The sequence below is a fragment of the Streptomyces sudanensis genome (assembly GCF_023614315.1).
Lineage (GTDB): Bacteria > Actinomycetota > Actinomycetes > Streptomycetales > Streptomycetaceae > Streptomyces > Streptomyces sudanensis.
Genome location: NZ_CP095474.1, coordinates 4,881,679 through 4,893,234 on the forward strand (window position 1 = coordinate 4,881,679; position 11,556 = coordinate 4,893,234).

General features: G+C 76.9%; 11 protein-coding genes and 1 pseudogene. 6 read left to right on the forward strand and 6 right to left on the reverse strand.

What is annotated here, in order from left to right; genetic code table 11:
- Window positions 1-5 precede the first annotated feature (5 nt).
- Window positions 6-461 (reverse strand): phosphatase domain-containing protein, encoded by a 456-nt coding sequence (locus MW084_RS22595; protein WP_039829526.1) that lies wholly within the window; start codon window positions 459-461, stop codon window positions 6-8.
- Window positions 462-552: 91 nt separating this feature from the next.
- On the opposite strand from MW084_RS22595, the gene MW084_RS22600 reads away from it, so the two are divergent.
- From MW084_RS22600 to MW084_RS22610, 3 genes and pseudogenes are all read left to right on the forward strand, one after another.
- On the forward strand, window positions 553-1,098 hold a 546-nt coding region (locus MW084_RS22600), incomplete at its 3' end, for a DUF3048 N-terminal domain-containing protein (RefSeq protein ID WP_275563758.1).
- Between the two features lie 55 nt (window positions 1,099-1,153).
- Window positions 1,154-1,548, forward strand: a pseudogene (locus MW084_RS22605) (DUF3048 C-terminal domain-containing protein); the annotation flags it as partial.
- Window positions 1,549-1,741: 193 nt separating this feature from the next.
- A complete protein-coding gene (locus MW084_RS22610) occupies window positions 1,742-2,782 on the forward strand; it encodes an NUDIX hydrolase (RefSeq protein ID WP_010471904.1) in 1,041 nt (346 codons plus the stop codon).
- Between the two features lie 207 nt (window positions 2,783-2,989).
- On the opposite strand, the gene MW084_RS22615 is transcribed toward MW084_RS22610, so the two are convergent.
- Together MW084_RS22615 and MW084_RS22620 are read right to left on the reverse strand one after the other, a co-directional pair.
- A complete protein-coding gene (locus MW084_RS22615; protein ID WP_010471906.1) occupies window positions 2,990-3,751 on the reverse strand; it encodes an MBL fold metallo-hydrolase in 762 nt (253 codons plus the stop codon).
- Window positions 3,752-3,819: 68 nt separating this feature from the next.
- Window positions 3,820-5,196, reverse strand: coding sequence for a dipeptidase (locus MW084_RS22620; RefSeq protein WP_010471908.1), 1,377 nt, complete (start codon window positions 5,194-5,196; stop codon window positions 3,820-3,822).
- Window positions 5,197-5,307: 111 nt separating this feature from the next.
- Here MW084_RS22620 and MW084_RS22625 point away from each other — a divergent pair.
- Window positions 5,308-6,583: geranylgeranyl reductase family protein (locus MW084_RS22625; protein WP_275563759.1), on the forward strand; the 1,276-nt coding region annotated here is incomplete at its 3' end.
- 132 nt (window positions 6,584-6,715) lie between these two features.
- On the opposite strand, the gene MW084_RS22630 is transcribed toward MW084_RS22625, so the two are convergent.
- On the reverse strand, window positions 6,716-7,048 hold the full coding sequence (locus MW084_RS22630) for a DUF8129 domain-containing protein (RefSeq protein WP_010471914.1): 333 nt from the start codon (window positions 7,046-7,048) through the stop codon (window positions 6,716-6,718).
- 523 nt (window positions 7,049-7,571) lie between these two features.
- On the opposite strand from MW084_RS22630, the gene MW084_RS22635 reads away from it, so the two are divergent.
- Window positions 7,572-8,336: an SAM-dependent methyltransferase gene (locus MW084_RS22635; protein ID WP_010471915.1), complete on the forward strand. Its 765-nt coding sequence runs from the start codon at window positions 7,572-7,574 to the stop codon at window positions 8,334-8,336.
- 210 nt (window positions 8,337-8,546) lie between these two features.
- On the opposite strand, the gene MW084_RS22640 is transcribed toward MW084_RS22635, so the two are convergent.
- Window positions 8,547-9,098 (reverse strand): ATP-binding protein, encoded by a 552-nt coding sequence (locus MW084_RS22640; protein ID WP_078571815.1) that lies wholly within the window; start codon window positions 9,096-9,098, stop codon window positions 8,547-8,549.
- 177 nt (window positions 9,099-9,275) lie between these two features.
- Window positions 9,276-9,596 carry a hypothetical protein gene (locus MW084_RS22645; protein WP_010471920.1) on the reverse strand — a complete coding sequence of 107 codons (321 nt, stop codon included), beginning with the start codon at window positions 9,594-9,596 and terminating at the stop codon, window positions 9,276-9,278.
- A gap of 201 nt (window positions 9,597-9,797) precedes the next feature.
- On the opposite strand from MW084_RS22645, the gene cds1 reads away from it, so the two are divergent.
- Complete coding sequence (cds1, locus tag MW084_RS22650) at window positions 9,798-10,964, forward strand: L-cysteine desulfhydrase Cds1 (RefSeq protein WP_275563760.1); 1,167 nt, start codon at window positions 9,798-9,800, stop codon at window positions 10,962-10,964.
- Window positions 10,965-11,556: the final 592 nt, after the last annotated feature.

The window sequence follows — 11,556 nt, forward strand, 5'->3', positions numbered from 1 at the left end:
GCGCGTCAACCGGTGAAGCGCCGTACGTAGCGCTTCTGCCAGGGCGTCTCCACCGCGCGGGGGTGGTAGGCGCGGCGGACCCACTCCACCGCGCGGTCCGGCGGCACGCCGTCCAGGACCGCCAGGCAGGCCAGGGCGGTGCCCGTCCTGCCCCGGCCGCCGCCGCAGGCGACCTCCACGCGCTCCGCCGCCGCCCGCTCCCACGCCCCGGCCAGGACGGTCCGGGCCTCCGCCTCGTCGGCGGGCAGCCGGAAGTCCGGCCAGAGCAGCAGGCGGGACTCCCACGGCACGTCCGGCGGGCGGCCGCCCAGCAGGTGGACCGCGTACGCCGGGACCGGCCCGTCCGGCAGCGGGCGGCGCAGCGCGCGGCCCCGTACCAGGCGTCCGGACGGGAACCGCACCACACCCGGGGCGCCGGGCGGCCACGGACCGGGCGCCGGAGCGTCGGAGGAAGAGGTCACGGCCCTGACGGTACCGGGGCGGGGCGCCGCCCGCGGAGGTTCCGGACACGGGGCTTCCGTGGTGCACTGGAGGGGGACAGGGAGACGGATCGTGGCCGTGTCGGGTTCGCGAGGACCGGTCGGCATCGTCATCGCGGTGGTGACGGCCGCCGCGGTCGCCCTCGCCCTCCTGCTCTCCGGCTGCGGCCGCGACGACCCCGCCCCGGCACGCAGCCCGTCGGACCGGCCGGCCGGCCCCGCCGTCTCGCCCTTCACCGGGCTGCCCGGCCGCTCCGGCCCCGTCCTCGCCGTGAAGATCGACAACGTGCGGGCCGCCCGTCCGCACACCGGGCTCGGCGCCGCCGACATCGTGTACGTCGAACAGGTCGAGGCGGGCCTCACCCGGTTCCTCGCCGTCTACTCCTCCCGGCAGCCGCCCCGCGTCGGCCCGGTGCGCAGCGCCCGCGAGTCCGACGTGGAACTGCTGCGGCAGTTCGGGCGGCCGGCCCTCGCGTACTCCGGGGTGCGCAGCGCCCTCGAGGGCTTCCTGCGGGACGCGCCGCTGCACGCGCTGCCGCCCGAGCGGGCCCCCGCCGCGTACGTGCGCGACCCCGCCCGTGGTATCGGCGACAACCTCTACCTCCGCCCCGAACGCGCCNNNGCCGCCGCCCCGGACGCCGGCCCCGCCCGGGACGTCGGCTTCCGCTTCGGCNCCGCCCCGCCCGGCGGGCGGCCGGTGACCGAGCACACCGTCCGCTTCCCCGCCGCCCGCCACACCTTCACCTGGTCCGCCCCCGACGGGCGCTGGCTGGTCGGCCTGGACGGCACGGCCGCCCGCACGACGGACGGCGGGCGCGTCGGCGCGAGGACGGTGGTCGTCCAGTACGTCACGGTCCGCCCGTCCGCGTTCGAGGACCGCGGCGGGAGCGTCACCCCGTACACCGAGACCGTCGGCTCCGGCACCGCGCTCGTCCTGCGCGACGGCGAGGCCCACGACGCCCGCTGGAGCCGCCCGTCCGCCGCCGGCGGCACGTCCTTCACCACCCCGTCCGGCGAGCCCCTCGCCTTCGCGCCCGGGCCGGTCTGGATCGTCCTCGCGCCCCGTTGAACCCGGCCGCGCGGCCGGGCACGGTAGCACCGCGCCCGGCCGGCCGGCCGCCGGTTCACCGGTTGTGCCCGTGCCCGCCCCCGCCGGGAAACCCCGCGGGTTCCGGAGCGTTACGGCCACCCGTCCGGAACGCGGGTTTCCGTGGCAGGGTGTGGAGGGCAAGCCACTGGGGGCCAACGGAAGAGGGGGAACCGTGATCGTCTGGATCAACGGTGCGTTCGGCGCGGGCAAGACGAGTGCCGCACGCGAACTGATCGACCTGATCCCGAACAGCACCTTGTACGACCCGGAACTGACCGGCGGCGCGCTGCCGCTGCTGCTGCCGCGCGACCGGCTCCGGGACACCGCCGACTTCCAGGACCTGCGGATCTGGCGGCGGCTGGTCGTCGACACGGCGGCGGCGCTGCTCGCCGAGGTGGGCGGGGTGCTGGTGGTGCCGATGACCGTCCTGCGCCAGGAGTACCGCGACGAGATCTTCGGCGGGCTGGCGTCCCGCCGGATCCCCGTGCGCCATGTCGTCCTCACCCCTGACGAAACGATCCTGCGCGCACGGATCGCGACCCGCGACGCGCACCCCGGCGACCCGGCGGGGACCGAACGGGTCAGGAAGTGGTGCCTCGACCACATCGCGCCGTACCGGGCCGCGCTCGGCGACTGGCTCGCCGCCGACGCGTACGCCGTCGACAACGGCCCGCTCACACCGGAGGCGACGGCGAAGGCGATCGCCGACGCGGTGCGCACCGGCGCGGCGGGCGCCTGCGGGATCGTGCAGACCCCCGAGCCGACCGGCGAGACCGTCGCGGCGGGCGTGCTGCTCTTCGACGACCGGGACCGGGTGCTGCTCGTCGACCCGACGTACAAGCCGGGGTGGGAGTTCCCCGGCGGGGTCGTCGAGCGGGGCGAGGCGCCGGCGCGTGCGGCGATGCGGGAGGTGGCCGAGGAGACCGGCCTGGAACTGGCGTCCGTACCGGGTCTGCTGGTCGTCGACTGGGAGCCGCCGAGACCGCCCGGACACGGCGGGCTGCGGTTCCTCTTCGACGGCGGCAGGCTCACGGGGGCGCAGGCGGACCGGGTGCTGCTGCCGGGCTCCGAGCTGCGCGGCTGGCGGTTCGCCACCGAGGAGGAGGCGGCGGACATGCTGCCCCCCGTCCGGTACGAGCGCCTCCGCTGGGCGCTGCGCGCCCGCGAGCGCGGCAGGGCGCTGAACCTGGAGGCGGGCGTCCCGGTGGGCTGACGCGGCGGCCCGCCGGGCACGGGTGCCTCTCGCCCGGCGCCCGCGGGGCCCGCCCCGGGTGCCGGGTCCGCCCCAGGGCCTCCCGCCGGGGCGGCCGGTGCGCACCGATGGGACGGCCCGGCGGGAGGCCCTGGGGCCGCCACGGCCGCACCGCCGTGCCCCCGGCAAGACCGCCCGCCGCGCCCCGGCGGTGCGGCCGTGGCGGGCTCACGCCCCGGCCGCCGCCTCCGCCGCCGCCCGCAGGACGGCGGACGCGTCCCGCGTCAGCGGATCGCCGTGCCCGAAGCACACCGTCCGCAGCGGGTCCAGGCGGGACAGGCGGCGCATCGACTCCGCGGCCGCCGCCCGGTCCACGTGGAAGACGCCGAGGCGCACCCCGCCCACCGACGCCACGGTGTCGCCCGTCACCAGCACGCCGTGGCGCGGCAGGTGGACGGCGACGGAGCCGGGCGTGTGGCCGGGGGTGTGGACCACGCGGGCGCCCCCGCCGAAGTCCAGCACGTCGCCGTCCTCCAGCTCCCGGTCCACCCGCGTCGGCGGCGCCTGCGGAGTGGTGAGCCCGTGCGCGTACAGCGGGACCTCCCAGTCCAGCAGGTCCGGCTCGGGCACCGGCGCCTCCCCGCGCACCACGGGCGCGTCCAGCCGGTGCGCGAGGACCTCGGCGCCGTACCGTTCGGCCAGTGCCCCGGCGGCGCCCACGTGGTCGCGGTGGGCGTGGGTGAGGACGATCCGCCGCAGCCGGGCGTCCGGCCCGCCGACCTCGTGCAGCGCCCGCGCCACGGCGTCCTCCGAGCCCGCCCAGCCGGCGTCCACCAGGGTCAGCGAGGTGCCGGCGGGGCCGTCGCCCCCGTCGTCGCGCCAGAGGTACGCCTGGCCGACGGGGAAGCGGAGCAGGTGCAGCCCGGGGACGACCGGGACCAGGTCGACGGCGGGCCCGCCGGGAGGCCGCGCGTGCGGTTCGCAGGTCATGCCCCGACGGTAGGGGGCGGCCCGCCCGGACCGCCCCCGTCTGCGCTCTGCGCGATTCCGCCGAGAGCTCACCCCCGCTTCGACAGGGCGTAGTTCCGCAGGAACAGCGCCTCCGCGACCGACATCCGCTCCAGTTCCCCGGGCGACACGCTCTCGTTCACCGCGTGGATCTGCGCCTCCGGCTCGCTCAGCCCGATCAGCAGGATCTCCGCCCGCGGGTACAGCGCGGCCAGCGTGTTGCACAGCGGGATCGACCCGCCCATGCCGGCGGTCTGCATCTTCTCGCCCGGGTACGCCGCGGCCAGCGCCTCGGCCATCGACGTGTACGCCGGGCTGGTCACGTCCGCCAGGAACGCCTGGCCCTGCCCGACCTGCTCCACCGTCACCCGCGCGCCCCACGGGGTGTGCGCCTGGAGGTGCGCGGTGAGCAGCTTCGTCGCCTCGGCGGCGTCCTGGCCGGGCGGCACCCGCAGGCTGATCTGGGCGCGGGCGGTGGCCTGCACGGACGGCGTGGCGCCGACGACCGGCGGGCAGTCGATGCCGATGACCGTCACGGCCGGGCGCGCCCACAGCCGGTCGGCGACGGTGCCGGAGCCGATCAGCTCCACCCCGTCCAGCACCCGGGCGTCCCGCCGGAAGTCCTCCTCCGCGTACTGCAGGCCCTGCCATTCGGCGTCCGAGGCGAGCCCGTCGACGGTGGTCGAGCCGTCCTCGGCGCGCAGCGAGTCCAGTACGCGGACCAGGGCGGCCAGCGCGTCCGGGGCGGCCCCGCCGAACTGCCCCGAGTGCAGGTTCCCGGCGAGCGTGTCCACCTGGACCCGCAGCATCGTCATGCCGCGCAGCGACGCGGTGACGGTGGGCAGGCCGACGCGGAAGTTGCCGGTGTCGCCGATGACGATCGCGTCGGCGGCCAGCAGGTCGGGGTGCGCCTCGGCGTACCGCTCCAGCCCTCCGGTGCCCTGCTCCTCGGAGCCCTCGACGATCACCTTCACGCCGACCGGGACGCCGCCGTTCGCCTTCAGGGCGCGCAGCGCCAGCAGGTGCATGATGAACCCGCCCTTGCAGTCGGCGGCACCGCGCCCGTACCAGCGGCCGTCCCGCTCGGTCAGCTCGAACGGCGGGCTGACCCACTCGGCCGTGTTCAGCGGGGGCTGCACGTCGTAGTGGGCGTACAGCAGCACGGTGGGGGCGCCGGCCGGGCCGGGCAGGTGGCCGTACACGGACTGGCTGCCGTCCGGGGTGTCGAAGACCGACACGTCGGCGAAGCCCTCGGCGCGCAGCGCGTCCGCCACCCATGCGGCCGCAGCCTCGCACTCGCTCCGCGGGAACTGCGCCGGATCCGCCACGGACCGGAACGCCACGAGTTCCGTGAGCTCCGCCTTGGCACGCGGCATCAGAGAGGAGACGGTGGCGGCGATCGGCTCGGCGATCGGCTGGGCGGTCATGGTCACGCTCCTGTGGGGTGCGACAGCGGTACGTCGGGGGCGCCGCTGCGGCACGCGCGGCGAACGCGGGTCCGATCCTCGCACAGGATGCCGGAGGCGAAGCCCCGTAGGATGCGGACGAGAGCGTGGACCACGGGTCGGGACCGGGAGCGGAATCACATCGTGAGCAGCGAGAACGTGTGGGATGTCGTCGTGGTCGGCGCAGGGCCGGCCGGAGCGTCCGCGGCCTACGCCGCGGCGGTCGCGGGCTGCCGCGTACTGCTTCTGGAGAAGGCGGAGCTGCCCCGCTACAAGACGTGCGGCGGCGGCATCATCGGCCCGTCGCGGGACGCTCTGCCGCCCGGCTTCGAACTGCCGCTGCGGGACCGGGTGCACGCCGTGACGTTCTCGCTCAACGGCCGCTTCGCCCGGACGCGCCGCTCGAAGCGGATGCTGTTCGGGCTGGTCAACCGGCCGGAGTTCGACCAGCAGCTGGTGGAGCACGCCCGCAGGGCCGGCGCCGAGGTGCGCACGGGCGTCGCGGTCGCGCGGGTCGAGCAGCACGGCGCCGCGGTGCCGGACCGCCGGACCGTCGCCGTCGTCCTCGCCGACGGCGAGACGGTCCTCGCGCGCGCCGTGGTGGGCGCGGACGGCAGCGCCGGCCGCATAGGGGCGCACGTCGGCGTCAAGACGCAGCAGGTGGACCTGGGCCTGGAGGCGGAGATCCCGGTGCCGCCGGCCGTGGCGGAGGACTGGGCGGGCCGGGTCCTCATCGACTGGGGGCCCATGCCGGGCAGTTACGGCTGGGTGTTCCCCAAGGGCGACACCCTGACGGTCGGCGTCATCTCGGCGCGCGGCGAGGGCGCCGCGACCAAGCGGTACCTGGACGACTTCGTGGCCCGTCTCGGCCTCGCCGGTTTCGAACCGGCCCTCTCCTCCGGCCACCTGACGCGCTGCCGCAGCGAGGACTCGCCGCTCTCCCGCGGCCGGGTCGTCGTCTGCGGGGACGCGGCCGGGCTGCTGGAGCCGTGGACGCGCGAGGGGATCTCCTTCGCCCTGCGGTCCGGCCGGCTCGCGGGGGAGTGGGCGGCGCGGATCGCCGAGGCGCACGACGCGGTCGAGGCGCGCCGCCAGGCGCTGAACTACGCCTTCGCGGTCAAGTCCGGGCTCGGGACCGAGATGGCGGTGGGGCGGCGGATGCTCGCCGCCTTCGCACGGCGCCCGGCGCTGCTGCACGCCGGGCTCACCGGACTGCGCCCCATGTGGCGGGCGTTCGCCGACGTCACCCGGGGCGCGACGACCCTGGCCGGCATCGTCAGGACGAACACCGTCGCGCGCCGCGCCCTGGAGGCGCTGGACCGCCGGGAGCAGGCGGAGCCGGAGCCGGAGCGACGGCCGAAGGCCCCGGNGCCGGCCGCGCGGGAACGCTAGGACCGGCCGGGCCCGGCGCCGTCCCGCGGGGGCCGCGCCCGGTGTCCGGCCGGCGGGCGCCTCCCACGGCACCGCCCGTCGGCAGCGGCACCGCGTCACGTCCTCACTGTCAGCCCTGCTGTTCCGGCGTGCCGTGCGACGGCGGGCTCGAAGGCTCGGGCGACGTGGTCGGCGACACCCGCGAACCGCCCGAGGGGCGCCCCGCCTGCTCCGGACGGAACGCCGACGGGTCGCCGCCGGTCGGCTCGGCCCCCGCGTCCAACTGGCGCTTGCGGGACGTGAGCAACTGGACGACCTGCGGACGGTCGGCGTGTTCGTGCTCGTACCGCAGCAGCCGGTCCAGTTCCTCGGAGCGAAGCGACCTGATCCGTGACTCCAGCGCTCCGGTCGGCAGATGGTCGAAGTCGGGCAGCGGCAGTCCGCCGCGGTCGTGGGTGGTCATCCGGATCCTCCTTGGAACGTGACCGGCCACACCCGGACGGCGTGGCACGCAGGGACGTCCTCGACGCCCTTTCGCGGCGGAGCGGCCGGACGCGGTGCGCGGGCGCCGCCGTCCTCCTGCCGGCCGGGCGGGCCCTCCCGGGGCGTCCGGCCCCGTCGGGCGCCGTCCTCCGCCGTGCCGGTCGGCCGGACGGCTTGATGGCCCGGCGCCGCGGACGGGCGACCGCCGCCGGCCTCGCGTCCGCCTTCCCGGCGCGGCTCCCGCCGTCCCCTGCGGGCAGGTTCCGCGGGGAGTCCACTCCTCGCCGGAAGGTGCCATGGGCGCCTCCTCGTCCCGGTCCCGCACGTTCGGGTACGGCCGCGGCTTCCCGCCGCCGCTGCCCGCAGTACCCGCGGGGGGACGGCCGAAACGGCCCGCCGGCGGCGGCCCGCCCCGGCCCGCCGCACGGGGCGGCGACGGGGCCGGGGCGCCGTACGGGAAATCCCGTACCCTCCGGGACGCCTCCTGCGTAGGGTCCCGGACCATGACCGGACCCGGCCTTCCGCCCCGCCTCACCCGCCTCGACTTCCACGGCCCGCTGTCCGGGGCCCGCGCCCGGCGGCTCGTCGCCGACCTGGCCGCCGCCCGGCCCGCCACGGTCCTGGACATCGGCTGCGGCTGGGGAGAGTTCCTGCTGCGCGTCCTGGAAGCCGTGCCCGGGGCGGCCGGCACGGGCCTCGACGTCGACGGCGAGGACCTGGCCCGCGGACGGGCCCTGGCCGAGGAGCGCGGCCTCGCCGGGCGCGTCGGGTTCGTGCGGGAGTCCGCCCTGGGGACGGTGCGCGGTCCGGCCGACCTCGTCCTGTGCCTGGGCGCCGGACAGGCGCTCTGCGACCCGGAGGGCCCGTACGACGTGGCGGCCGTCCTGCGCGAACTGCGGCGCCTGGTGGCCCCCGGCGGCCGGGTCCTGCTCGGCGAGGGCTTCTGGGAGCGCGTCCCCGCTCCACGGGAGCTGGCCCGGATGTGGCCGGGTGCCCGGGAGGACGACCACCTGCCGCTGGTCGCGCTCGTCGACGAGGCCGTCGGGGCGGGCTTCCGCCCCGTGTGGATCGAGACGGCGGACCGGGACGAGTGGGAGCGGTTCGAGTCGGGCTACCGGTACGACACGGAGCTGTGGCTGGCGGCCCACCCCGGCCATCCGGCCGCCGCCGAGGTCCGCGCCCGCGCCGACCGGCAGCGGTCCTCCTGGCTCGGCGGCTACCGGAACGTCCTCGGCATGGCGTACCTGACCCTCGTCCCGGTCGGCTGACCCGCCCGGCCCCGGTGCCGGGCGCGCCGTGCGGGCGGCACCGGGACGGGTACGGCGCCCGCGGTCCGAGCCCGCGCCCCGCTCCGGTCCGGCCCGCTCCGGCTCCGAGCCGGTCCGGTCCGCGGACCGGACCCCCGGCACCCCCGGCGGCGCGGGCNGGCCGCCGCNNNGGCCACCGANGCCCCCGCGAACTCCACGGCGCCGCCCCGGTCAGCCCGCCACGGCCGCCCGGGCCGCGGCGTGCCCGCGCACCGCTTCCGCCGCCCCCGCGCCGTCGAAGGGCACGAGGTCCCCGAACGCGCCGCCCGCCGCCCCGTACGCCGGTACCGCCGGGATGCCCGGGGACGCGGACGGGGACGCGGGGAGCGTGAACCACACGACCTTCCCCGCGTCGCCCCGCGGGCGGGCGCCCCAGCTCTCGCTCAGCGCCTCTATCAGCGCCAGACCGCGCCCCGACGTGGCGAGCGGGTCAGGCCCGTCCGGCGGGCGCACGAAGGTGGGCAGGCGCGGGTCGCGGTCGTGGACGGAGACCGTGAGCCGGCCGAGGAGGAACTCGATCTCGACCGTGCAGACCTTGTCCGGTTCGGCGTGCCGGTGCACGTTGGTGAGGAGTTCGGTCACGCCGAGCGCCGCCGTCCCGATGAGGGGGTCGAGGTTCCAGTAGCGCAGTTGCGCCGACACGATTCTGCGGACCTGTCCGATCCGCGGCGGCAGTGCTTGGAGCTCTACCGCGCACTGCCTGCTGCTTGCGTGGCTGATCACGGCTGCGACTCCCCGAAGTAGGTCCGGAAGAAGACGAGGATCGGGCCCGGCGGGCGACCGGCCTGCGGCCCGGCGACGGGCCGGATCACGGCGTCACCGTCGATTCACCCTGAGTGATGTCAGTCCAGCGTGGACCGGCCGTGACCGTTTCGCAACTCGCGGCGGTGGAAGGGCCGGTCAGTCCCGCCGGCCGCCCGCCCTGCGCAGGGCCTCCAGGAAACGGCCCGACGGCGTCGGCCCGGCCTCCGGCCGGCGGCCCCCCTGCGTCATGGTCAGCCGGTAGCGGGCGCCGTTGAGCGTCGCGACGGCCGCGTCGCGCGCCGCGAACCACGGCCGGCCCGCCCGCACGGCGCGCACCGGGGCACTGTCGATCTCCCGGCCGTAGCTGGTCAGCAGCGCCAGTCTGCCGTCCTTGATGCGGATCTCGCCGGCCGTCGTCAGGGAGCGCGGCCACCGTTCGATGCGCACGCCCGTGGCGCTGAACTCCGGTTCGGTCATGGGTCCGCCCCCCTTCGCGGCCGTCCTGCCACGGCCAGTGTGCACGGGCGGCGCGCATCCGCACCAGGGTGCCGTCCGAGCCGCCCTGCAAGGGCGGCCTATGGCGGGCCAAAGTCATTGTTTGCGCAGGTGGGGGAGGTATGTTCGAGGCGGTCCCCAGGGGGCCGCGGCGCGCAGGACACGGATGACGAGGAGTGGCACATGACGACCGTTGGGCATCCCGAGCCGGCCGGACCCGGCACCGGAGCGGCGGCGAGGGGACCGGTGCCCGCCGCGACGGTCGACGTCGACCGCAGCGATCCGGCCTACCGCGCGTGGCTGAAGGACGCCGTGCGGAAGGTGCAGGCGGACGCGAACAGGTCGGCGGACACGCACCTCCTGCGCTTCCCGCTGCCCGAGCGGTGGGGCATCGACCTCTACCTCAAGGACGAGTCGACCCACCCCACCGGCAGCCTCAAGCACCGCCTCGCCCGCTCGCTCTTCCTGTACGGCCTGTGCAACGGCTGGATCCGTCCCGGCAAGCCGGTCATCGAGGCGTCCAGCGGTTCGACGGCGGTCTCGGAGGCGTACTTCGCGAGCCTGATCGGGGTCCCCTTCATCGCCGTCATGCCGCGCACCACCAGCTCCGAGAAGATCCGCCTCATCGAGTTCCACGGCGGGCGCTGCCACTTCGTCGACGACCCGCGCCAGGTGTACGAGGAGGCCGGCGCGCTCGCCGCCCAGACCGGCGGGCACTACATGGACCAGTTCACCTACGCCGAGCGCGCCACCGACTGGCGCGGCAACAACAACATCGCCGAGTCGATCTACCAGCAACTGCGCCTGGAGCGGTACCCGGAGCCCGCGTGGATCGTCGCCACGGCCGGCACCGGCGGCACGTCCGCGACCATCGCCCGCTACGTCCACTACATGCAGTACGACACCCGCGTCTGCGTCCCCGACCCGGAGAACTCCTGCTTCTTCGAGGGCTGGACGCGCGACGACCCGGGCGCCGCCAGCGACTGCGGCTCCCGCATCGAGGGCATCGGCCGGCCCCGGATGGAGCCCAGCTTCGTGCCGGGCGCCATCGACCGGATGATGAAGGTCCCCGACGCGGCGAGCGTCGCCGCCGTCCGCGCCCTGGAGAACGTCATAGGGCGCAAGGCGGGCGGCTCCACCGGCACCGGCCTGTGGAGCGCCCTGAAGATCGTCGCGGAGATGGTGGCGCAGGGCCGCACCGGCAGCGTCGTCACCCTGATCTGCGACCCGGGGGAGCGCTATCTGGACAAGTACTACTCCGACGCGTGGCTGGCGGAGCAGGGTCTGGTCATCGCCCCGTACGCGGCCGCGATCGACGAGTTCCTCGCCACCGGCGTCTGGCCGGACTGAGCACCCGGCGGCCCGCCACCCCGTCCGGCGGCCCGCCACCCCGTCCGGCGGCCCGCCACCCGGTCCCGGTCCGGCGGCCCGTCACCCGGTCCCGGCCCCGCGGAAGCCCGCGCCGGGGCCGGGACCGCCCCCGCCGCGTCCGCGCAGCAGCCGCTCCAGCTCCCGGCCGAAGACCCACCGCCCCGCGCGGGCCACCAGCGGGCCGCACCACCGGGGCAGCCCGCGCACCCGCAGCTCCTCCACCCAGGCCACCCGCGCCCCCGGCCCCTCGGCGCGGACCGTGATCTCGGCCCAGCCGCGCACCACCCGCCCGTGCTTCTCCAGCCGGCACACCCCCGGTTCCGCGGCCCCGGGGCCCGGCGGCTCCCAGCGGACCACCTCCATCGGGTCGTCGAAGCCCAGCGGCCCGATCCCCGTACGCGCCGTGAACCGCGTGCCCGCACCCGGCGGGCCCGGCGTCAGCACCCGCACCCGCGTCAGCGGGACCGACGCGGCGTGCGCCGGCCAGTCGGTGACCCGCCGCCACGCCTCGGCGGGCGGCAGCCCCGTGCGCCGCTCCAGGCGGAAGACGCTCACGCCCCGCCCCGCCGNC

Bases quoted from the DNA above. Each gene is read 5' to 3' on its own strand.
- MW084_RS22615 (WP_010471906.1), bottom strand. From the start codon at position 3,751: ATGACCTGCGAACCGCACGCGCGGCCTCCCGGCGGGCCCGCCGTCGAC.
- MW084_RS22620 (WP_010471908.1), bottom strand. From the start codon at position 5,196: ATGACCGCCCAGCCGATCGCCGAGCCGATCGCCGCCACCGTCTCCTCT.
- MW084_RS22630 (WP_010471914.1), bottom strand. From the start codon at position 7,048: ATGACCACCCACGACCGCGGCGGACTGCCGCTGCCCGACTTCGACCAT.
- MW084_RS22635 (WP_010471915.1), top strand. From the start codon at position 7,572: ATGACCGGACCCGGCCTTCCGCCCCGCCTCACCCGCCTCGACTTCCAC.
- MW084_RS22645 (WP_010471920.1), bottom strand. From the start codon at position 9,596: ATGACCGAACCGGAGTTCAGCGCCACGGGCGTGCGCATCGAACGGTGG.
- cds1 (WP_275563760.1), top strand. From the start codon at position 9,798: ATGACGACCGTTGGGCATCCCGAGCCGGCCGGACCCGGCACCGGAGCG.